The following is a 21,507-nucleotide window of genomic DNA, read 5'->3' on the forward strand; positions in this document are numbered from 1 at the left end:
GAACCTGCGCAAAGCGGGTCTTTCGATCCCGCTTCAACGGCCGGCGTCTAATCGCCCGATTGCGCGATGGCGGCGTCGATGGCGCCGGTCAGCCGTTCGGTCAGTTGGTCCAGTTCGTCCTCGGAAATGATGAAGGGCGGCGCAAGCAGCACATGATCGCCCTGGCGGCCGTCGATCGTGCCGCCCATGGGATAGACCATCAGGCCCCGCGCCATGGCCTCGCGCTTGATCCGCGCATGCAGCGCCAGATCGGGATCGAAGGTCTGTTTGGTGGCGCGGTCCCGAACCAGTTCCACGCCCATGAAAAGGCCCCGGCCACGGATGTCCCCGACGTGGGGATGGTCGCCCAGCGCCTCCTGCAGCCGCTGCGCAAGGCCTGCGCCCATCACCCGTACCCGCTCCAGCAGCCCGTCGCGCCGGATCACGTCCTGCACCGCCAGCGAGGCCGCGCAGGCCAGCGCATGGCCAAGATAAGTGTGGCCGTGCTGGAAAAAGCCGCTGCCTTGCTGCATGGCCTGCACGATGTGCTGCTGCGCCATGACCGCGCCGATGGGCTGGTAGCCGCCGCCCAGGCCCTTGGCAATGGTGATGAGATCCGGCGTCACGCCTTCTTGTTCGACGGCGTACAGGGTGCCGGTCCGGCCCATGCCGCACATGACCTCGTCGGCGATGAACAGCACGCCGTGACGGTCGCAGACCTCGCGGATCCGGCGGAAATAGCCGGGCACGGCCGTCACTGCGCCGGACGTGGCGCCCACCACGGGTTCCGCCACGAATGCCATCACCGAGTCGGGGCCGAGGCGCTGGATGGCCGCATCCAGTTCCTCAGCCAGCCGTTCGCCGTACTGGTCGGCGGTTTCGCCGCCGTGCTGGTCGCGATAGGCATAGCAGGGCGACACGTGTTCGACCTCGATGAGCAGCGGCGCGAACTGCGCGCGCCGCCAGGCATTGCCCCCAACCGCCAGCGCGCCCAGCGTATTGCCGTGATAGCTCTGCCGCCGCGCGATGATGTGGCGGCGCTGCGGCTGGCCGATTTCGACGAAATACTGGCGCGCCATCTTCAGCGCCGCTTCCACCGCTTCTGATCCGCCGGACACGAAGTAGGCATGCGATGTGCCTGCCGGGGCGTCGGCCACGAGCCGGGCCGCCAGCTTTTCCGCGACCTCGGTCGTAAAGAAGCTGGTGTGGGCATAGGCCAGCGCGTCCACCTGCGCGTGCAGCGCGGCCTGGACGTCGGGGTGGTTGTGCCCCAGGCACGACACTGCCGCGCCGCCGGAGCCGTCTAGATACGCGCGGCCAGCGCTGTCATGGATCCAGACACCCTGGCCGCGCACGGCGACGGCAGGCGTATGGCGTAGGGAGCGATGCAGGACGCGGGTTTGGCTCATGCTGCGAAGTTCCTGAGTCAGGTTGAGGAGGTTGCCGGCCCGAAGGCCCGGCCCGGGCGGCGCGCGGGCGCGCCATTCCAGTAAACGTTGTCGGCTTGCAGGCGCTGTTCCACCTCGGCCAGCCTGTCCAGCACGGCCTGGCCGCCGCGGGCCGTCAGGCGGGCGATCAGGTGTTCGGCCAGCCCCAAGAGCCCAGCCGTCGTATGAAAGAACGAGCCCGGCCCCTGGCGCGCGGGCTGCGCGCGCACGCCGTCGCGGTCGGGCGGGGCAAACCGCAGGGTGTGGCGGGCATCCAGCGCAAGCGGCGAGAGCGGATCGTCGGTCAGCGCCACCAGCGCCACACCGCGCTGGACCGCCTGGCGCGCGAGCTGGACGGTGGCCGTGGGATAGGGCGCCTGCGAGATGACGATCAGCGCATCGCCCGCGCAGAGGTTGTCCGCCTGCTCGGCGGGCGCGCCGCCCAGCCCGTCAATGAGGACGCTGTTGCGTCGCACGAGCTGATAGGCATATCGCATCTGGAACGCGATGCCGAAGGCCGAGCGCGTTCCCAGGAAACCGACCTGACGCGCGTCCAGCAGGGTCTGCACGGCCGCGTCGAACGCTTGCGTCGAATTCAGCGCGCAGACCGAGGACAGGGCCTGGACTTGGACGTCAGTCAACGTGCCCGGGCCCGGTTCCGGGTTGTCGCTTGACGCGGCCTGCAGGGCGGCGGCTCGGTCGCGCATTCCCGGCTCGTCGCGTCCCGCCAGCGCGTCCTGAAACGGCCGGCGGAAATCCTCGTAACTGGCGTAGCCCACCGCACGGGCCAATCGCAACATCGTGGCGGGCGCCACGCCCAACGCCTGTGCTTGTCGGCGCATCGACCACAGCCCCACCTGCGCGGGATTGGCCACCACCCATTGCGCCGCCCGCTGCAATTCGGGCGGCAGGTGTTCCAGCTTTTCCTGGAGGGCAGCGAGCAGGGAGGAGGGCAGGGGCATGAGAGAGCAGCGTTGTTCGTTCACGTAAAAACATATGATAAATAAAACATCATGAACAAAACATATGTTTTTTATCCGGGTAAGACCTAGGGGCGACCGCGCGCTGAGCCGCATCCACGCTGGATCCGCCGCACGGCAAGTCCAGTCATAGTGCCGTCATCCTCGCCAAATCAGCGTTCATTTATTTACATCGTGCCGGGGTTTTTGTTTGACTCGAATAAATCGGGCGCATATCATTCGTGTAGAAATGATTTTGTCCGAACCACTCGCAACCATGACTGACGCCGCGAAATCCGAAACATCTCAGCAGTACGACCTGCGCATTTTGCGAGCCCTGCGCCGCATCACGCGTTCGATCGCGCTGCATTCGCGACAGTTGTCCGCGGTCAGCCACATCACTGCCCCGCAGCTGATGTGCCTGCGCACCGTGATCGCCAATGGCCCCATGACGGCCACGGCGATCAGCCGCGAGATGCATGTCAGCCCCAGCACGGTGGTCGGCATCCTGGATCGGCTGGAAGACAAGGCGCTGATCCGCCGCGAGCGGGGCCGTGAAGACCGCCGCATCGTATTTGTCACCGCCACGGAGGCGGGACGTGAATTGGCGCAAGGCGCGCCGTCGCCGCTGCAAAAGCATCTGGCTGACGCGCTCAATGCCTTGCCGGAATTGGAACAGGCCACCATCACCCTGTCCCTGGAGCGCATCGTGACGCTCATGGAACAGGACGGTCAGGCCGCAGTCGACACGCATGGAGACGTGTCGTCGCCCATCCTAGAAGTGCCCACGGGCGGGGCACCACCAGAATCGGGAATCGTCGCATGAAGAAAAACGAACTGGACACCCCCACACTCTCAAGTGCCGTGGCGCCGGCGGTCAGCGCGCAGACCCATACCATGCGTCTGCCCGACCGCAAAGACGGCGCCGCGATCCACCGCCTCATTTCCGAGTGCCCGCCACTCGACCTGAATTCCCTTTACGCGTACCTGCTCCTGTGCGAGCACTTTCGCGACACCTGCGTCCTGGCTGAAAGCGCCGGAGGACGTATCAACGGTTTTATTTCCGCCTATGTGGACCCGTCCCGCCCCGACGTTCTGTTCGTCTGGCAGGTTGCGGTGCACGCCCGCGCACGCGGCCAACGCCTTGGCCGCGCCATGCTCCGGGAACTCTTGCAGCGCAAGAACCTGGCGCATGTCCGCTATCTTGAAACCACGGTGGGGCCTGACAACCAGGCTTCGCGCCGCACCTTTGCCGGCTTGGCCGCCGAGGTGGGCGCCCACGTTTCCGAACAGCCGTTCTTCGACCGGCAATTGTTCGGCGGCGCGGATCACGACGACGAGATGCTCTTGAGGATAGGCCCGTTCGCCTTGCCATCCCCGTAGGGGTGGTACAGGCCTGACGGTCTTATCGGTTTACCGGGACGATTCTGCTGTCCGGGTGCGCTTGCCGCACCCGGGGGGATCAGGCCGTCCGTCAATTTATGAGATGAAAAGGGAGGATTAATCATGGACTTGAAGATCTTTGACCGTATGGAGTCTGAGGTGCGGGGCTACATCCGGTCGTTTCCCGTGATATTCAATCAGGCCCGGGGCTCGACGCTCATCGATGAGGATGGCGCCGAATACATCGACTTCTTCAGCGGCGCAGGCACGCTGAACTACGGCCACAACAATCCTGTTCTCAAGGAAAGGCTGCTGGAGTATGTGCAGGCGGACGGTGTCGTCCACGGCCTGGACATGGCCACCAGCGCGAAGAAGCGTTTCCTGGAGACGGTGGATCGCGTGCTGCTCAAGCCGCGCAACTGGCAATACACGCTGCAATTCACCGGCCCGACCGGCACCAACGCCGTCGAAGCCGCGCTGAAGATCGCGCGCCAGGTCAAGGGCCGTCCCAACGTGATCTCGTTCACGCACGGCTTTCACGGCGTGAGCGGCGGTTCGCTTGCCGCGACCGCCAACATGAAGTTCCGTGACGCCGCCGGCTACGCGCTGGGCAACACGACGTTCATGCCCTACGACGGATACTTCGGTCCGGACGTGGACACCATGGCCTACATGGAACGCATGCTGGAAGACCCGAGCAGCGGCATGGACAAGCCGGCCGCCGTCATCGTGGAAACGGTGCAGGGCGAGGGCGGCGTCAACGTGGCCACGCTGCGCTGGCTCAAGGAACTGGAAAAGCTGTGCAAGCGCCACGACATGCTGCTGATCGTGGACGACATCCAGGTCGGCTGCGGCCGTACCGGCACGTTCTTCAGCTTCGAGACCGCCGGCATCCGTCCTGACATCATCACGCTGTCCAAGTCGCTATCCGGTTTCGGCCTGCCGATGTCGCTGGTGCTGATGAAGCCCGAGCTGGACATCTGGAAGCCCGGCGCCCACAGCGGCACCTTCCGCGGCAACAACCTCGCGTTCGTCACCGCGACCCAGGCGCTGGAAACCTACTGGACCAACGCCGCGTTCACCGCTGATATCCAGCGCAAGGAACGCCTGGTGGGCGACTGGCTGGAAAACCTGGTGCACAGCTACCCCAACGCCGGCCTGTCGGCTCGCGGCCGCGGCCTGATCCAGGGCCTGGTTTCCAACGGCAATCCGGCGCTGTCCAACCGCATCGCCCAGTGCGCCTTCAAGAAGGGCGTCGTGATCGAAACGTCGGGCGCGCACGATGAAGTGCTCAAGCTGCTGCCCGCGCTGACGATCGAGGAAGAGCTGCTGGCCAAGGGCCTGGATCTGATCGAGGCCAGCGTGGCAGAAGCGCTGGCCGATGAGGGGCAGTCCGCCCGCATCCTGAAATTTGGAGGAAAACGTCAATGATCGTACGTAATGTCAAAGATGTGATCGGCACCGCCGACGAAGTCCGTACCGACACCTGGGTCAGCCGCCGCGTGCTGCTGAAGAAGGATGGCATGGGATTCTCGTTCCATGAGACCACCATTTTTCCGGGCGGCCGCACGCACATCCACTACAAGAACCACCTCGAGGCCGTGTGGTGCATCGAGGGCGACGGTTCGATCGAGACCATTGCCGACGGCAAGAAGTACGACCTGGGCCCCGGCGTGGTCTACGCCCTGAACGAACACGACGAGCACTGGCTGTGCGGCGGCAAGGAGCCGCTGCGCGTCATCTGCGTCTTCAACCCGCCGCTGACCGGCCAGGAAGTGCACGACAAGGAAGGTGTCTACGCGCTACCCGATGCGGTCGCGGCCTGAACAAGGAGGTACGCATGATCTCACCCGCGCAGGATCCGTACGCCTCTCGTACGGATCGCAGTTCCGCCATCATTTCCCGCCAGGACCCCGTCGTCTATGAAGACGGCAAGTACGCCAGCGCGCTGACCACCGAGCAGGTGGGCCAGTACGACCGCGACGGTTTCCTGCTGCTGGAAGACCTGTTCTCGGAGGCCGAAGTGCGTGCGCTGTCGGCCGAGGTCGAGCGCATGACGCGCGACCCGTCCATTGTGCGCCGCGAAGAGGCCATCACCGAGCCGGGCAGCAACGCCGTGCGTTCCATCTTCATGGTGCACGTGCTCAATCCCATGCTGGCCCGCCTGGTGCGGGATCCGCGCCTGGTCAACGTGGCGCGCCAGATTCTCGGTTCCGAGGTCTACATTCACCAGTCGCGCGCCAACATGAAGCCGGGCTTCAAGGGCAAGGAGTTCTATTGGCACTCCGATTTCGAGACCTGGCACGTCGAGGACGGCATGCCGTCGATGCGCGCGCTCAGCTGCTCGGTGCTGCTGACCGACAACAACGAATGCAACGGCCCGCTGATGCTGGTGCCCGGCTCGCATCGCCAGTTCATTTCGTGCGTCGGCGAGACGCCGAACGAGCACTACAAGCAGTCCTTGAAGAAGCAGGAGTACGGGGTCCCGGATCCCGTCAGTTTGCAGCTGCTGGTGGAGCAGGGCGGCATCCGCACGATGACGGCCAAGGCCGGCTCGGTGGTGTTCTTCGACTGCAACACCATGCACGGCTCGAACAGCAACATTTCGCCGTGGCCGCGGTCCAACGTCTTCATGGTCTACAACAGCATGGAGAACACCCTGAATCCGCCCAAGTACGGGCTGACCCCGCGTCCCGAGCACATCGCGACGCGCAAGGGGTTCAAGGCGGTGACCCCGCTTGACACCTTGAAGCTGGTGGGCGGCTGAGCAACCGCCACCTGATCTGGCCCGGGCTTGTCCCGGGCTTTTTTTGTCTCTTTCGGGCGGCCCGGCGTGCCGCATTTCTTGTATTCTCTGCGGCATCCGTCACCCGTTGAGCCATCGCCGCCATGTCCGCCCGCATCCTCAGCCTGCATATCTATCCCGTCAAATCCTGCGCGGGCATCGACCTGACCGAATCGCCCATCGACCGGGCGGGGCTGGCCAATGACCGGCGCTGGATGGTGGTGGACGCGGCAGGCCAGTTCATGACGCAGCGGCAATGGCCAGCCATGGCGCTCATCCGCACGGCGCTCACCGCGCACGCGCTGCGGCTGTCGGCGCCCGGCATGGCGGACCTGGACGTTCCGCTGGACGGGTCGGGTCTGCACGGCGAGGCGCTCTCGGTTGGCGTCTGGAGCGACACCACCACGGCCCGGCGCGAAAGCGAGGCCGCCGCCCAGTGGCTGTCCCAGTTTGTGCAGACCCCGTGCGCCCTGCTCAAGGTGGACGCCGCGGCGCGCCGCGACGCCAAGCCCGATTGGGTGTCACGCTGGGTTGATGCACACCCCGACCTGGCCGACGCTTTCGTCGGCGAGCACTGCTTCGGATTTGCCGACGGGTTTCCGCTGCTGATCGCCAACCAGGCGTCGCTGGACGACCTGAATGGCCGCCTGAAGGCCAAGGGGGCAGATCCGGTGCCGATAGACCGCTTCCGTCCCAACATCGTGGTCGAAGGCGAATGGGAGGCCTTCGAGGAAGACCACACCGCCATGATCACGGCGGCGGGCGTGCGCATGGCGTTCGTCAAGCCGTGCACGCGTTGCTCGATTCCCGACATCGACCAGCGCACGGCCAAGCAATACGAGGAGCCGGGCCGCACGTTGGCGGGTTACCGCAATCTGGACATCGGGGTGGTGTTCGGCCAGAACGCCATTCTGGATGCGCCGGCGGGCGCGCGGCTGAAGGTGGGCGACGCGGTCGAGATCGAACTGGATTTCTGACGCGCCGCCCCGATGGGCCTGGGCTAGGCCTGAGCCTTATGCCTTGAGCGGCCTGAGCCTTATGGCGTGGACAGCTTCAGGCCAACCAGACCCAGCACGATCAACGCAACGCTGGCAATGCGCAGCCAGTTCGCCGATTCCCCGAACAGCACGATGCCTGCCACGAAGGCGCCGATCGTGCCGATCCCTACCCACACGGCGTAGGCGGTGCCCAGCGGCAGGGTTTTCATGGCCAAGGCCAGCAGCCAGAAACTGGCCAGCATGCCGGCCACGGTGCCAACGGATGGCCACAGCCGGGTGAATCCGTGCGTGTATTTCAGGCCGACGGCCCAGACGATTTCGAACAGGCCGGCCAATACCAGGATGATCCAGGTCATTCACGACTCCCAAGTTACGCTGCCGGCAAGCCGCCGGCATAAATGGGGTCGTCCCCGGAAAACGCGCCAACCGTTTGACTGTGCGCAGCAACGGGCCGTCCCGTTGCGGCAAAAATTATAGAATACCGGCTTTCGACGGCAAATCCGGATGCCGGGCATCAACCATGCAACACTTCGCGGTCCGGGCCGCGGAACCAGGAATTTTTTATGCAACGCATCATGCTGCGGGCAAAGCTGCACCGCGTCACGGTCACCGAAGCCGACCTTCACTACGAAGGGTCTTGCGGCATCGACGAAGACCTCCTCGACGCTGCCGGCATGCGCGAGTTCGAACGCATCGAACTCTACAACGTGACGAATGGCGAACGCTTCGACACCTACATCATCAAGGCTGCGCGCGGCAGCGGCGCCATCTCGCTGAACGGCGCGGCGGCGCGCCGGGCGCAGGTGGGCGACCTGCTGATCATCTGCACGTACGGCCCCATGTCCGAAGAAGATTCGGCCACGCACAAGCCCCAGGTGGTGCTGGTTGACGACGCCAACCGCGTCAAGGAAATCCGCAAGTTCCCGGCATGACGCCGGGCCGGGCGGGGCGCCTTTCCGGCAATACCCGGATAGCGCTTCGTCGCCTCTGAACCGTTTCATCATGAGCTTCCAGGTCATCATTCAACCCAGCAAGCATCAATTCCCGGTCGAGCCCGGCCAGACCGTGCTCGACGCCGCATTGGCGGCGGGCATCGTCCTGCCTTACAGCTGTCGCAACGGCGCGTGCTCCACCTGCAAGGGCAAAGTGGTTTCCGGGGAGTTCGACGCCGGCCAGTACCCCGCGCAGATCCTGTCGCCCGAGGAACTGGCCGACGGCTACACGCTGTTCTGCCAGGCCCGCCCCGAGTCCGACCTCGTGGTCGAGTCCACCGAAGTCCGGCTGGCCAGCGACATCCAGATCCGCAAGCTGCCGTCGCGTGTCCAGACCATGGAGCGCGTGGCGCCCGACGTTACGGTCCTGAAGCTGCAACTGCCGGCCTCCGAGCAGTTCCGCTACTACGCCGGGCAGTACGTCGAAATCATTCTGAAGGACGGCCGCCGCCGCAGCTATTCGATGGCCGGCGCGCCGCACACCGGCAGCCCGCTGGAACTGCACATCCGGCACATGCCGGGCGGGCTTTTCACCGATCACGTCTTCGGCGCCGGCGACACGCAGATGAAGGAACGCGAGATCCTGCGCCTGGAAGGGCCCTTCGGCTCGTTCTTCCTGCGCGAAGACAGCGACAAGCCCATCGTGCTGCTGGCCAGCGGCACGGGCTTTGCGCCGGTCAAGGCGATCGTCGAACACATGATCCACAAGAACATCACCCGGCCCGTCGCGCTGTATTGGGGCGGCCGCCGTCCGCAAGACCTTTACATGGACGCGCTGGCGCAGTCCTGGTCGGCCCAGCTGCCGAACTTGCGTTACGTCCCGGTGGTGTCCAACTCGCTGCAGGAAGACAACTGGACCGGCCGCACCGGCTTTGTCCACGAAGCCGTGATGCAAGACATCGCGGACCTGTCCGGGCATCAGGTCTATGCCTGCGGCACCCCGCTGATGGTCGATGCCGCGCGCCGTGAGTTCAGCGCGCAGAACGGCCTGCCACCCGAAGAGTTCTACGCGGACGCGTTCACGTCCGAGGCCGATCTGGCGAAGGCCGGGTCGTAAGTAATATGTTTTTTTATTACTTAGGCGGCTGCAAAACGGCAAGGTAAACTGCTTTGGCAGCGGCCTGCCGGGGGTACGCGGACATCGGGTCCGCGCACGCAACCGGCATGCAAGGAGCGACGCAGGCATGAAAGTAGCGGTATTGGGTAGCGGCATTATCGGCATCTCCAGCGCCTGGTGGCTCAGCCAGGCGGGTCATGACGTCGTGGTCATTGACCGCTGCACCGGTCCCGCACAGGAAACCAGCCTTGCCAATGGCGCGCAGATTTCCGTGTCTTACGCCGAACCCTGGGCCAATCCCCAGGCGCCGATGAAGCTGCTCAGGTGGATGTTCCGCGACGACGCGCCGCTGCTGTTCCGCCCGCAACTCGACTGGCGGCAATGGATGTGGGGGCTGGCTTTCCTGCGCGAATGCCTTCCCAGCCGGCTCGCTCCCAACATCCGGGCGATGGTTCGCATGGCCGAATACAGCCGCGCCACGCTGCGCGGGATGCGCACCGAACTCGGCATCCAGTACGACCACCTCGAGCGCGGCATCCTGAATTTCTACCGCGATCCCCACGAATTCGAAAACTCGCAGCGCGCCGCCGGCCTGATGCGCGACTTCGGCGTGGAACGCCGTGTCGTGACCGCCGACGAAGTCATCGCCATCGAGCCCGCGCTGGCGCCGCATCGCGCCACCATCGTGGGCGGCGATTACACCCCCGAGGACGAAAGCGGGGACGTACACCTCTTTACCGTCGCGCTGGCTGAACACTGCGCGCGCGCGGGCGTCGAATTCCAATACAACACGCGCGCGACCCGGCTCCTGACTCAGGGCGGCGCGGTCACGGGCATCGAAATCATCCAGCCCGATGGCCGGTATGCCACGCTCTCGGCCGACGCCTATGTCGTCGCCATGGGTAGCTTCAGCCCCGCGATGCTGCGTCCCCTCGGAATCCCGTGCAACGTGTATCCGGCAAAGGGCTATTCGGCCACCTTCCCGGTGCTGAATCCGGGTGCGACCCCCACCGTCAGCCTGACCGACAGCAGCCACAAGATCGTCTTCTCGCGCTTGGGCGATCGGCTGCGCATGGCGGGCACGGCGGAACTGTCCGGCTATTCCCGCAGTCTGAATACCGGCCGTTGCGAGGCCTTGACCCGCCTCGCCAAAGAACTCTTTCCCGACGCACTCGATTTCGGGCGCGTCAGCTATTGGTCGGGCTTGCGCCCGTCCACCCCCTCGAACGTACCCATCATTGGCCGCAGCCGCATTCCGAATTTGTATATCAATACAGGACACGGTACGCTTGGCTGGACGATGGGTGTTGGCTCGGGCCGGGCATTGGCCGATCTGATCAGTGGACGGCGGCCAGAACCGGAATTCCCTTTTCTTGGTCTGTGAACCTATGAAGAAACTGCAATTGGCGGGCGTTGCCCGCGCGATGTTCGCCAGCCGGCGTGCATGGGTGTTTGGCGCCGCGATGGCGATGGCCGGCGTGGCAAATGCCGCACCCGTCGAGATCCAGGTCTGGCACACCCTGACAGACGCAAACAAGGCCGAGTTCGAAAAGCTCGCCAAGCAATACAACAAGGAACAGGACGACGTCAAAGTGACGCTGCGCGGCTTCGCCTCGCCGTCCGCCCTGGAACAAGAGGCCGTGTCCGCGGTAAAGGCCAAGAAGGGCCCGAACCTGCTGCAACTGTCCGATAACCATTCGCCCGAAATCGTGGCTCAGCACAAGGCGGTGCTGCCGCTGTACGAACTGCTGGCCAAGTATCCGATCAAGGACCTGAACTGGTTCATCCCGGCCACCAGCAATTTCACGCGCGACAGCAAGGGCCGTCTGCTGGCTTTCCCCTGGATGGCCGAAGTGCCCGTGATGTTCTACAACACCGCCGCCTACAAGAAGGCCGGTCTCGATCCCAACAAGCCGGCGCGCACGTGGACCGCGCTGCAGGCTGAACTGCTGAAGCTGCGCGACGTGGCCGACATCGACTGCCCCTACGCGTCCAGCGACCAGGTCGCGGTCCACCTTGAAAACCTGGCGCCCATCAACAACCAGCAGTTCACCAGCAACAACAATGGCCTGGATGCGGTCACCAAGAAGTCCGCTGCCCCCGCCATGCAGTTCGACACGCTGTACATGCGCCACATCTCGCTGATGGTGAGCTGGAAGCGTTCGCTGCTGTTCACTGCCTACTCCGGCGACAACACCAACGACAAGCTGTTCGCCAAGGGCGAATGCGCAGTGCTGACGGCCAATTCGGGCGCGTTTGGCCAGTTCCTGGCCACCAAGTCGCTGAACTTCGGCGTCGCGCCGCTGCCCTACTACGAGCAAGTCACCAAGGAAGGCGGCAAGCCGTTCGTCAGCGGTTCGGCATTGTGGGCGCTGGAAGGCCACCCGCAGGCGCAGGAAAAAGCCACCGCGCAGTTCCTCGCCTGGCTGTCCAAGCCGGTCGTCGCAGCCGAATGGCACCAGCGCACGGGTTACCTGCCGCTGACGGAAGCCGCGTTCCGCGCTTCCGACGTGTCGTTCTACAGCAAGATCCCGGGCGCGCAGGCTGTTGTCGCCTCGATGAGCGCCAAGCCCGTCCAGAACAGCCGCGGCTTCCGCATGGCCAACTACGATCGCATCGAGCCCGTGCTGAACAAGGAGCTCACCGACGCCTTTGACGGCAAGGTGCCGCCCGTTGCCGCACTGAACAACGCTGCCGCGCAGGCCCGCACCATCGCCACGCAGCGCTGATCGCATCCGTGCGGCAAGCAAAGCCGCACGCCACGCGCAGCAAGCAAAGCCCGGTCTTCGGACCGGGCTTTTTTTGCGCCTGAATTCGTAGCTCCGTCGGTGGGGATGAATCCATCCCTACGTACATGCCAGTCTGGCGGCGCCTTCCGCGCTCGGCCACCATGCCGCTCATGCGTGTCGCTTCCGATGCGCCCTTTGTTCGCGGTGAGGCATGGTACGAATCTTTTTCCTGGCGGCCGGGCTGTCTTGCCTTGGCGCATGCTCGTGGTCGGGCCCCGGTCCGGCGGGCGGATCTTCCTGGCAGTCCGGCATTCCGTCCTCTCTGGGGTTCCGCTTCGATTGGCAACTGTCCGGCGATCCCGCCGTTGCACCGCTGCAGGTCTTCGACGACGGCCGCGAGACCTGGTTGCAGTTCTTGCCGGGACAACCGTTGCCGGCCATCTTCGGCATGGGCGACGGTGGCGAGCACCCCTTGCCGTACGTACGGCGCGATCCCTACGTCGTGGTTGCTGGCGCATGGAATGGGCTTTCCTTTCGCGGCGGCAGGTTGACCGCGCGGGCGCGGCGCGCGCATGCCGCGGCCAACCCGGCGCGCGAACCGGCATCCGCCGCCCGCGTGGCGCTGCCCACGGCGGCAAGACCCGATCCGTCGCAGCGTCCGCTGCAAGATGCCAGCGCGGCCATCACGCTTTCGGCTGACACGCCCGCGCGATCGGACGGCCACGCGCCGGCCGGCCCGCAGGTGGCCCCGCAAGCCACCCCGTTCCGCGCGGCGCCGCCCGACGCCACGCTGCGCGCCGTCCTGGCACGCTGGGCCGACTCGGCCGGCTGGACGTTCCAACCGCAGCATTGGGCGGTGGACGTCGACATTCCGCTGGCTGCCACGGCCGAATTTCCCGGTGACTTCAAGGCTGCCGTGCGCGGCCTGCTTGGCGCAACCGAACTGGCGGACCGGCCCCTGCAACCTTGTTTCTACGGCAACCGAGTTCTGCGTGTGGTGCCGCTTGCGCAATCGTGCTCACGCGCGGCCACGCCCAAAGGAGCCGCGGCATGAACCTCAGTCTGTTTGCCTGCACCGCTCGTTTGCGCAAATGCCGGGCTCTCGCGTGCGTGTCGCTCTCGTGTGTCCTCGCCGGATGTTCGGTAACTGAACGGGTCACGGACATGCGGCGCGCGGCCAGCGCCCAGCATGCGGATGCCGCCACGCGACACGCGGCCTATGCCGACGGCTTGACCGATCGTCAGGCGCGCATCGCCGCACAGGAAGTCGCCACGCCCTGGCTTGCGGGCAAGCCGCAACCGCTTGCGCGCGAGGTCGTGCTGCCGCCTGCATTGCGCGAGAACGTAAAAACCACGCTCATGCTGGCTGACGACGCGGACCTGCCCACGCTGGCACAGCGTCTGACCGCCGCTACCGGCATCGCGGTGCGCGTGCGTCCGGACGCGCTGCTTGCCCAAGACCATTTCCTGCCGCGTCTGGCCGTCAGCGGCTCAGTAGCCTTGGCCGCGCCCGCGCGCATCGAAGTGCGCGCGGATCCGCAACCGCTCGCCGATCTGCTCGATGCGCTGGCCGCACGCTTCTCGGTGCACTGGCGTTACGAACACAACGCGCTCGAGTTCTACCGCACTGAAACGCGCGTCTTCGACCTGCGCGCGCTAACGTTGGCCAGCAAGGTCGACGTGCGGCTCGGCCGCTCCGGCAGCGCGGAAGGCGAGGGTTTCGAAAGCACATCCAACACCACGCTCTCCGCAGGCGAGCACAACGCGCTGGCCATCCTGCGCGCAAACATCCTGCCATTCCTCACGCGATCCGGCGTGATCGCAGAGCCCGTGGAAGGCGCGGCCGCACTGGTGGTTACCGATACGCCCGACGCGCTGGACCGGGTCGCGCGCTACCTCGAGCGCGAAAACAAGGCGCTGACCCGCCGCGTCCGCCTTCTTTTCGAGGAGATCACCCTGATTGCCAGCTCCGAGGCCGCCGGCGGCCTGGACTGGAACGCGCTGTATGCGGCCGCGGGCGCAACGGCACGACTGGCCATGCCGGGCGTGCCCGTCACCGGCGCGGGCCTGCTTCAGGCCGCCTCGGCCCAAGGGCCATTCCAGGGCTCGCAGGCCATCGTCTCCGCGCTCAGCACGATGGGGGCGGTCGTGCGGCATAGCAAGATCCCGGTTCTCACCTTGAACCGCCGGCCGGTCTCGCACGCCGTGCGAACCACGTTCTCGTACATCGATCGCGTGCAGAGCACGGCAATGCCCGGCATGACGTCCACTGGCGCAAATGGGTCGCTGCCTGCGGTGTCCATCAGCCAAAAGGAAGAAACCGTCGGTTCATTCCTCACGCTGGTGCCGGACATCCAGGAAGACGGGCAGATCTTGCTCTCGATCGCATATGACAACGCAGTCGCGCAGCCCCTGAAGACGATCACGTTCGGTGAAAGCGCCAATCAGGTTCAGGTGCAGCAGATCACCATCGATGGCAGTGGCACGGTGCAGCAGATCGAACTGCGCCCAGGGCAACCCATGATCGTGGCCGGCTTTGACCGCAAGCAGGATCAGCATGATCGCCAACGGCTGGCCCCCGGCTTGCCGCTCGTGGCCGGCGGTCTGGACAGCGCGGCCACCGAACGCCATACCACCCTCATCCTGGTGACAGCCCAGGTCGAGGAAGGGTATTGATCGTGAACCGGGCCCCTCAATTTTTGCTGATCGAATGCCCCGGTGCGGATCGCGTGCTGGCGTTTGGCCTGCGCTGGTTTGCGCTCATCGGCTCCAACGTCCCCAAGCTCGCACGATCCCGGGGGCGCCGCCTGCGCGCCACGCATTACGTTGTGGGCGGATCGCTGGCGATGGTCGCGGGGTATGGGCGGGGGCGGCCGGGCCGGTGGGCGGCGCGGCCCTGGCGCCGCGCGCGGTCACTGGGCGCCACGCCGCCGCAATCGGCCGCGCAGTTGTTCGCCCTGCTGTATCCCGAGGGCGGCCATAGTCTGGTTCGCCTGCCGGATGGACGCCATTGGCTGGTTGCCGCACATGGCGGCGCCGTCCTGTCGCAGACGGACAGGGTGTTCGATTCGCTGGACGATGCACAGTCGGAACAGCGCGCGCTGCTCGCGCAGCGTCCGTCGCTGACGGAACATTCGCCGGATCGGGTGTGGGCGGCATTGGCGCAGACGGTGGAGTCTGGCGCCGCGCTGACGGTGCTGCCTTCGCGTTGGGCCGAACTGCCTGCCGCGCTGCGTCTATTTCTTGCCTGCATCGGTCTTGCCGCCATCGCGCCGCCATTGTGGAACGCGAGCGTCGCCCCGTTCGCGCGCAAACCGGCGGCGCCACCCGCGCCCGCCGCGGTTCGAGATCCGATGGCCGATGCGTACGAGGCGATGCTGCAAGGCACGACGGTCCATCCCGCCACGGACCTCACGCGCCTGCTCGCCAGCGTGGCGGCGCTGCCTGTGCAGGTGCAGGGCTGGGCGCTGCGCCGCGCCCAATGCGAGGCCGCCACGCAGCAATGGGACTGCGCGGCTGTATATGCCAGGGCTCACCCGCTTGCCACCAATCACGGGCTGCACGCGCTGCTGCCCCCCGGCTGGCAGGTGTCGTTCAAGCCGCTCGAGGAAGCCACGCTGGCCTGGCGCGTGGCGTCGGCGCCCATCCGTGTGGCCGACCTGGCGTTGCCCACGTCGCTGCACGTGGACACGTGGGTGGCAGGGGGGCTGCAAGGGCTGCGTCCCGCATTCGCTTCCGTGGCGCTGTCGCCGGCCGTGCCGCTGATTCCGCGGCTGCCTGCCGCGGCGCGTGCCGTTGCGTCGCCCGGCAGCGCTGACGGATGGGGGACGCCGCTCGTTCGCAGGCGCAGCCTGGTCTTGCATGGGCCATTGCGTTCCATGGCGTTGCTGCCGGGGCCAGTGCCTGCTGCCCGCTGGTCGCGCCTCGTGGTGAATGTGCAGCCGCAACCGCGGCCCAGTCTCGTCGCGAGTGCGCTTGTCGCTGAATTGCAGGGGGATCTTTATGAACAGGAATAAGTTTTGCATCCAGCGCAGACGCGCAACCGGGCGCATGCTGGCCCGCATTGCACTGAGCGCCGCGGCGGTCTCGGCAGGCCAAGCCCGGGCCGGGGATCACGCGCAGACGCCCCAACCCTGGCCAGAGGTCGAGACTGTCCGCACCTTGTTGCGGGCGGATGCCGCGGCCGCATTGGCGGACTGCCGGGTGCCGGGCCTTTGCGGGGTGGGCGAAGGGAAGGGCGGCTCGGCGCCGCCCGTCGCACACGGCGTGGACGACATCCGCGTGACCGCGATATTCGGCACGGCGCGCGCCTTGAACGTGGACATCGTCGTCAACGGGACCTTGCTGCGCTACCGTGCTGGCCGTGCTGATCCCGTGGCAGGCGGCGCACTGATGGCGCCCTATCGCCTGCTGGCCGTCGACGGCGCCTGCGTGCGCTTGCAGCGCGACGGTCGCGAGCAGTCGGCTTGTCTGGATGCAGGAAGGGGCCATTGATGCCGATGCACACCTTGCCCGCTTCGGCAATGCCTGCTTGCCCGCCCGAACTGCATACGCCTGAAGACGTCGCTGGCATGGAGCCGGCCTTCGTGCGCGCGCTGAGCCGCCAGTTCGATCTGGCGGCGCTGGCCGGCCGGCTCTGCCCGGTGTTGCTTGAAGGCGGCCAGGCTGCGATCTTCGCCGTCAAGGAATACACCGTTGGCGACCAGATCGATGAGGTCGAACGGATGGTGAAAGCAGCGGGTTACCGCATGGCGCGGCCCGCGCGCTACGTCGTTCCCGCGCCGCTTTTGCTGATGATCGCGCGAGGCCAGTACACGGCGTCCGGACCGGGGCGTCTGGCAAAGGCAAACCCGGCCGAACGCGCCTCGGCGCTGGCTGCGTTGTTCCTCGACATCGTCCGCTGGGGTGTGGTGCAGGGCGCCAGCGACGTGCACATCAACGTGGACCAGCGGCGCGACGGCGGCGACATCCGCTATACCATCCACGGCGAGTATGTCGGCGCCGAGCGGTTCGCGGGTCTTTCCAGCGCCACGCTGCTCGAGGTCCTGGCCGTGGCGTGGATGGACGTGCGCGGCGGCAACGGCGCGGTGTTCGATCCGGCGCTCGAGCAACAGGGGCGCATTTCTCTGACCGTGGACGCCGCGCCCATCGTGTTGCGCTGGGCCTCCCTGGCCGCGGACGCGGGGCCTTCGGTGTGCCTGCGGATCCTGCGGCTGGACGCGACCGTCAACGGCGACCTGCTGGCCTTGGGTTACCTGCCCGCGCAGGCCGAAACGTTGCTGCGGGCGCGCGAACGCGAGGGCGGCGCCATCGTGCTGGCGGGTGTGGTCGGCTCGGGCAAGTCCACCACCATCGCCGCGCTGATGCGAGGCATCTCGCCAACACGCAAGGTCATCACGCTTGAAGATCCCGTGGAATACCACATCGGCAACGCGCTGCAGAACACGTTGAGCGGCGCGCTGGCGGACGCGGCGTGGCCCACGCTGGACGCCAAACTCAAGACCATCAAGCGCTCGGCCATGAACGACCTATTGATCGGCGAGGTCCGCGATATCCAGACGGGCCGCGCCTTCATGGACCTCGCCAGTTCGGGGGTGAGCCTGTACGCCACCACACACGCCGGGTCGGCCGCAATGATTCCCGAACGCCTGGCCTCCGACGCCATCGGTGTGTCCCGAGAGTTTCTGGCTTCGCCCGGCATCCTGAAACTGCTCATCTACCAGACTCTGCTGCCACGCCTGTGCCCCGGTTGCGCGCTACCGGTGGACAGCCTGTGGTCGGGCGTCCCGGCTCGGCAGGCGCAAGGTTGGGACTGGCGCGGCTGGGTGCGCGCGATGCAAGACACCTACGATCTGGACGCGGCGTCGCTCAAGGTCAGGAACGAGGCGGGCTGCCCCGCGTGCCGGCGCGATCACATGCCGGAACTGAACGGCACGGCGGGACGCAGTGTCGCGGCCGAAATGATCGAGCCGGATCGCGTGCAGGGCTTTCTTGAGCAAGTGCGGCGGCGCGACAACCACGGCTTGAAGCAGCAGTTCCAGCCCGCAATAGGCGGCGCCTGGCGCGATGCCGCCTTGCGCGGCGCGCGGGCGCTGGATTGCGCCTTGTACCGGACGAGCCTCGGAGAAATCGATCCGCGCACGCTGTTGCGCCGCTTCGAACTGCCCGTCTTGCCGACGCTGGGTTCGGTGTCGGCCGTTTCAGTGCTGGCCGCAGCGCCTGCGCCGACCCGCGCGGCCGTGTCCAAGGGAGTCCGTCATGGCTGACGTCATAGCGCGCGCATCGCGCTGGTCTGCGTCGTCGGCCGGCCAGCACCGGCTGCGGCTGGATGCGCTGCGATTTCGCGCGCAGCGTGCGGACTATTACGAATACCTGGCCGATGTCGTCGAAGGCACGCAAGGGCGCAAGAGCCTGCGCGACATCTTCGAGGACGACGCCAGCCGCTACGGACCCGACACCGTGCGCGGGCGCCTCTGCCAGCATTGGGCCGCCGCTTATCTGGGCGCAGGCGGCGACCTGGGCGTTGCGTGGTCTGACACGCTGCCGCACGGCGAATGCCTGTTGCTCAGTTGCGTGCAGGAGGAAGGCGGCGATCTGGCCGCTGCACTGCGCGATCTGGCGCGCGCCGTCAGGTTGGCGTCCGAGGCCTGGTCGGCATTGCTGTCGGCGGCGGCCACGGGCGTGATCGCCGCCATCGTCGCTTTCGCATTGCTGTGCGCCATTCCGTTTTTCAGCGTGCCTAGGCTGCAGCAGGTTTTCCAGGCCGTGCCCGCCGAAGACTACGCGCCGCTCACGCGTGGCCTGTTCGCGCTGGCCGGCGGCTTGAAGCAATGGCTTGCGCTGTGGGTTGTCCTGATATTCGGCGCGGTCATGCTGGCGCTCTGGTCGCTCGCCAACTTCACGGGCGATATCCGCGCCGTGCTCGACCGCTGGCTGCTCTGGCGGTTGTATCGCGATTTTCAGGCGATCCGCTTTCTATCGCTGCTGGCCGTGCTCATCAGACAGCACGGCGCAGCCGACACGCGTTTGCGACACGCGCTGTCCGTGCAGGCGCGCGACGCCTCGCCGTGGCTGCTGGCGCACCTGCAGGCCATGCTGAGCCGGATCGACGGCGGCGCCAGCGGCGCGGAAATCTTCGGCACTGGTCTGCTGGATGCCCAGACCTGGTGGTACATGGCGGACCTGATGGATGCGCTGGGCGTCGAGCCGGGTCTGGCCCGCGTGCGCCAGCGCGTGGAGGTCCGCCTGCTGGCCCGAGTGCGGCGGCAGGCGATGGTGCTGCGCTGGTCATTGCTGATTGCCTCGTTGTCCACGGTGCTGGGCATCACGCTGTGGCACTACGCGGTGATCGACGAGCTGCGCCTGGCGTTGACCAATTTTTATGCCAGCCAGTAGTGGATCGCCGGTTGGCGGCAACTGCGCGGCTCGCCGCGCGCTTTTATCAAAGAGGATCTTCATGAAAAGAGTCAGAGTGTTTCGATGCGCCCGGTGGAAGCAGCAGGGGTTTTCGTTGATGGAGGTGTCCATCGTCACGGCGATCGTCCTGCTCATCGCGATCGTCGGCATCCCGGCCATTGGCGGCTACGTCATAGAAAACAAGGTGCCGAAGGTAGGCGAAGAACTGCAGCGCTTCGTCGCCAGCATGAAAATCAACGCCCAGGGCGGCGGCGTGACGCCTTACACCGGCCTGGATACCGGTGCGTTGGCCAACGCGCTGCGCGACTCCACCGTGCTGTCGGTGCAGGGAACGGGCGCGGCGGCCAGCGTGGCCCACGGCCTGGGAGGCAGCGGCACCAGCGGCAGCGGCGTGGTCCAGGTTGAACCGGCCTCCGTTGACGGGGCGGGCATGGGGTCCGCGTTCACCCTGACGCTCACCAACGTCAGCCATGCCGCCTGCCCGGCGCTGGCGTCCGTCTTGCAGCGGGTCTCCGAAATCATTTCCATCAGCGGCAGCAGCGGCGCCAAGGTCGTCAAGGACTCGATCGCCACTCCCGCCACGCCGTACCGCGCCGCACAGGCGCAGGCGCAATGCAGCCAGGGCGACGTGAACACTTTCGTTTTCACTGCAAGATGAGCGCGCCTCGCTGCGCCCCAGGCAAGCTGGCATGGCGCCTGCAGCCGCCCGCCGTCCGGCGGCGGCAGGGGGGCTTTTCGCTCATCGGCATGGCGCTGGCGCTGGCCATCACCACCGCCGTGGCCATCTGGGCCTCCAACGAAGTCGTTCACCGCATCGAAGCGTCCGCGGCCCGGTCCACGGGCGTCTGGATGACGCAAATCCGCCTGGCAGTGACGCAGATGCTGTCGCGGCATGCCGAGGCCCTGTCCGAAGGCAAGCCGCCTCTGGATGGCGAAGGCCAGCCGCTGTTCGCGCAGGCCCTGCGACCCAGCCTGGCGGAATTGAGCGCCCAGGGGCTGTTGCCCGCCGACTTTCCCAATCAGTCGGCGCTGGGTTTCGGCGCGGACATCCACATCGCTCGCAGCCAGACCTGCCCGGGCGATCCCTGCCGGTTGGACGGCATCGTCTATGCCGACAAGCCCCTGCTGAAAAAAGGGTCGCAAGTGCCGGACGAAGTCGCCATGGCATCCATCGTTGCATCCACGGACGGCTACGGCGGGGCGGTGTGGCCGCAGGCGCCAGCCCAACTGCGCGGCGCCACGTATGGGTTTCCCAATCCCCTGGCCCCCGGCGCGCCCACGCATGCGCCGGGCACGCTTGCCCTGTGGGCGGGCGCTGGCGCCGGGCTGCCCGACCTGAGCGGCTACGTGAAAATGCGCGACACGCGCGATCCAGACCTGCAGGGCGGGCTGACAGTGGCTGGCAGCGTGGAGACGGGCGGGTACGTCAACGTGGGCGCCCGGGAAGTCCCGGGCCACGCCTGCGGGGCGCAGCCCGGCGCCCTTGCCAAATCCGCCGCCGGGCAGCTGCTTTCCTGCGAATCGGGGGTCTGGATGCAGGCCAGCGGCGGGTTTGGGGGCGCCTTCAGCGTGAATTACCCGCTAGGCTGCTTCCATTACACGGGCATCTCCACGGCCAACCCCCGCACCGGCCAGTGCGCATGCCCGACGGGGTACGAGAGCGTCGTCGTGTCCTCGGGCGGCGTCTGGAAGGGAACCGAAGGCTGGACCATCGGTTACGTCTGTGTCCGGTAACCGCCGTCCAGCCCATTCCGCGCGTATTCCCGCCAACCCTCTATAATT

21 protein-coding genes are annotated in these 21,507 nt (G+C 66.4%); 18 read left to right on the top strand and 3 right to left on the bottom strand.

Features of this window, described 5'->3' with window-relative positions; all coding sequences use genetic code 11:
• Positions 1 to 47: 47 nt before the first annotated feature.
• Entirely contained in the window at positions 48 to 1,388 is a 1,341-nt protein-coding gene (locus ASD87_RS00175) for an aspartate aminotransferase family protein (protein WP_056315624.1), read from the bottom strand.
• A gap of 17 nt (positions 1,389 to 1,405) precedes the next feature.
• Positions 1,406 to 2,368 (bottom strand): MurR/RpiR family transcriptional regulator, encoded by a 963-nt coding sequence (locus ASD87_RS00180; RefSeq protein WP_056315627.1) that lies wholly within the window; start codon positions 2,366 to 2,368, stop codon positions 1,406 to 1,408.
• A 274-nt stretch (positions 2,369 to 2,642) separates the two neighbouring features.
• Here ASD87_RS00180 and ASD87_RS00185 point away from each other — a divergent pair, with 274 nt between their 5' ends.
• From ASD87_RS00185 to ASD87_RS00210, 6 genes are all read left to right on the top strand, one after another.
• Entirely contained in the window at positions 2,643 to 3,191 is a 549-nt protein-coding gene (locus ASD87_RS00185; RefSeq protein WP_056315630.1) for a MarR family winged helix-turn-helix transcriptional regulator, read from the top strand.
• The gene (gene ectA, locus ASD87_RS00190; protein ID WP_056315633.1) at positions 3,188 to 3,748 is read left to right on the top strand and encodes a diaminobutyrate acetyltransferase; all 561 of its coding nucleotides are present in this window, start codon (positions 3,188 to 3,190) and stop codon (positions 3,746 to 3,748) included. Before ASD87_RS00185 ends, ectA begins: the two co-directional genes overlap by 4 nt.
• A gap of 123 nt (positions 3,749 to 3,871) precedes the next feature.
• Complete coding sequence (gene ectB / locus ASD87_RS00195) at positions 3,872 to 5,179, top strand: diaminobutyrate--2-oxoglutarate transaminase (RefSeq protein WP_056315635.1); 1,308 nt, start codon at positions 3,872 to 3,874, stop codon at positions 5,177 to 5,179.
• Entirely contained in the window at positions 5,176 to 5,574 is a 399-nt protein-coding gene (locus tag ASD87_RS00200) for an ectoine synthase (protein WP_008165124.1), read from the top strand. The genes ectB and ASD87_RS00200 overlap by 4 nt, the downstream gene beginning before the upstream one ends.
• 14 nt (positions 5,575 to 5,588) lie before the next feature.
• Positions 5,589 to 6,515 (top strand): ectoine hydroxylase, encoded by a 927-nt coding sequence (thpD, locus tag ASD87_RS00205; protein ID WP_056315639.1) that lies wholly within the window; start codon positions 5,589 to 5,591, stop codon positions 6,513 to 6,515.
• Positions 6,516 to 6,637: 122 nt separating this feature from the next.
• On the top strand, positions 6,638 to 7,510 hold the full coding sequence (locus tag ASD87_RS00210) for an MOSC domain-containing protein (protein ID WP_056315642.1): 873 nt from the start codon (positions 6,638 to 6,640) through the stop codon (positions 7,508 to 7,510).
• A gap of 59 nt (positions 7,511 to 7,569) precedes the next feature.
• Here the strand turns inward: ASD87_RS00210 and sugE are convergent, their stop codons facing one another.
• A complete protein-coding gene (gene sugE, locus ASD87_RS00215; RefSeq protein WP_056315644.1) occupies positions 7,570 to 7,887 on the bottom strand; it encodes a quaternary ammonium compound efflux SMR transporter SugE in 318 nt (105 codons plus the stop codon).
• 207 nt (positions 7,888 to 8,094) lie between these two features.
• Here sugE and panD point away from each other — a divergent pair, with 207 nt between their 5' ends.
• The 12 genes from panD to ASD87_RS00275 all read left to right on the top strand — a co-directional run bounded on the left by panD (position 8,095) and on the right by ASD87_RS00275 (position 21,459).
• Complete coding sequence (panD, locus tag ASD87_RS00220; RefSeq protein WP_050446262.1) at positions 8,095 to 8,463, top strand: aspartate 1-decarboxylase; 369 nt, start codon at positions 8,095 to 8,097, stop codon at positions 8,461 to 8,463.
• Between the two features lie 70 nt (positions 8,464 to 8,533).
• Entirely contained in the window at positions 8,534 to 9,580 is a 1,047-nt protein-coding gene (locus ASD87_RS00225; protein WP_056315645.1) for a CDP-6-deoxy-delta-3,4-glucoseen reductase, read from the top strand.
• A 127-nt stretch (positions 9,581 to 9,707) separates the two neighbouring features.
• Positions 9,708 to 10,964, top strand: a complete 1,257-nt coding sequence (locus ASD87_RS00230) for a D-amino acid dehydrogenase (RefSeq protein ID WP_056315646.1) — start codon at positions 9,708 to 9,710, stop codon at positions 10,962 to 10,964.
• 4 nt (positions 10,965 to 10,968) lie between these two features.
• Positions 10,969 to 12,309, top strand: a complete 1,341-nt coding sequence (locus tag ASD87_RS00235; RefSeq protein WP_056315647.1) for an extracellular solute-binding protein — start codon at positions 10,969 to 10,971, stop codon at positions 12,307 to 12,309.
• A gap of 211 nt (positions 12,310 to 12,520) precedes the next feature.
• The gene (locus ASD87_RS00240; protein WP_056315650.1) at positions 12,521 to 13,363 is read left to right on the top strand and encodes a TcpQ domain-containing protein; all 843 of its coding nucleotides are present in this window, start codon (positions 12,521 to 12,523) and stop codon (positions 13,361 to 13,363) included.
• Entirely contained in the window at positions 13,360 to 14,985 is a 1,626-nt protein-coding gene (locus ASD87_RS00245; protein ID WP_082586159.1) for a hypothetical protein, read from the top strand. Before ASD87_RS00240 ends, ASD87_RS00245 begins: the two co-directional genes overlap by 4 nt.
• A gap of 2 nt (positions 14,986 to 14,987) precedes the next feature.
• Positions 14,988 to 16,325, top strand: a complete 1,338-nt coding sequence (locus ASD87_RS00250) for a hypothetical protein (protein WP_235512579.1) — start codon at positions 14,988 to 14,990, stop codon at positions 16,323 to 16,325.
• A gap of 34 nt (positions 16,326 to 16,359) precedes the next feature.
• Complete coding sequence (locus ASD87_RS00255) at positions 16,360 to 16,803, top strand: hypothetical protein (RefSeq protein WP_235512580.1); 444 nt, start codon at positions 16,360 to 16,362, stop codon at positions 16,801 to 16,803.
• Positions 16,804 to 16,808: 5 nt separating this feature from the next.
• On the top strand, positions 16,809 to 18,575 hold the full coding sequence (locus tag ASD87_RS00260) for an ATPase, T2SS/T4P/T4SS family (protein ID WP_056318582.1): 1,767 nt from the start codon (positions 16,809 to 16,811) through the stop codon (positions 18,573 to 18,575).
• Positions 18,568 to 19,704, top strand: a complete 1,137-nt coding sequence (locus tag ASD87_RS00265) for a hypothetical protein (protein ID WP_056315658.1) — start codon at positions 18,568 to 18,570, stop codon at positions 19,702 to 19,704. The genes ASD87_RS00260 and ASD87_RS00265 overlap by 8 nt, the downstream gene beginning before the upstream one ends.
• Positions 19,705 to 19,765: 61 nt before the next feature.
• Positions 19,766 to 20,383: a type 4 pilus major pilin gene (locus ASD87_RS00270; protein WP_056315659.1), complete on the top strand. Its 618-nt coding sequence runs from the start codon at positions 19,766 to 19,768 to the stop codon at positions 20,381 to 20,383.
• Positions 20,380 to 21,459, top strand: coding sequence for a type II secretion system protein J (locus ASD87_RS00275; RefSeq protein ID WP_056315662.1), 1,080 nt, complete (start codon positions 20,380 to 20,382; stop codon positions 21,457 to 21,459). Before ASD87_RS00270 ends, ASD87_RS00275 begins: the two co-directional genes overlap by 4 nt.
• The last annotated feature ends 48 nt before the right edge of the window (positions 21,460 to 21,507 follow it).

It is taken from the genome of Achromobacter sp. Root170, from assembly GCF_001428165.1.
Taxonomy (GTDB): Bacteria; Pseudomonadota; Gammaproteobacteria; order Burkholderiales; family Burkholderiaceae_B; genus Achromobacter; species Achromobacter mucicolens.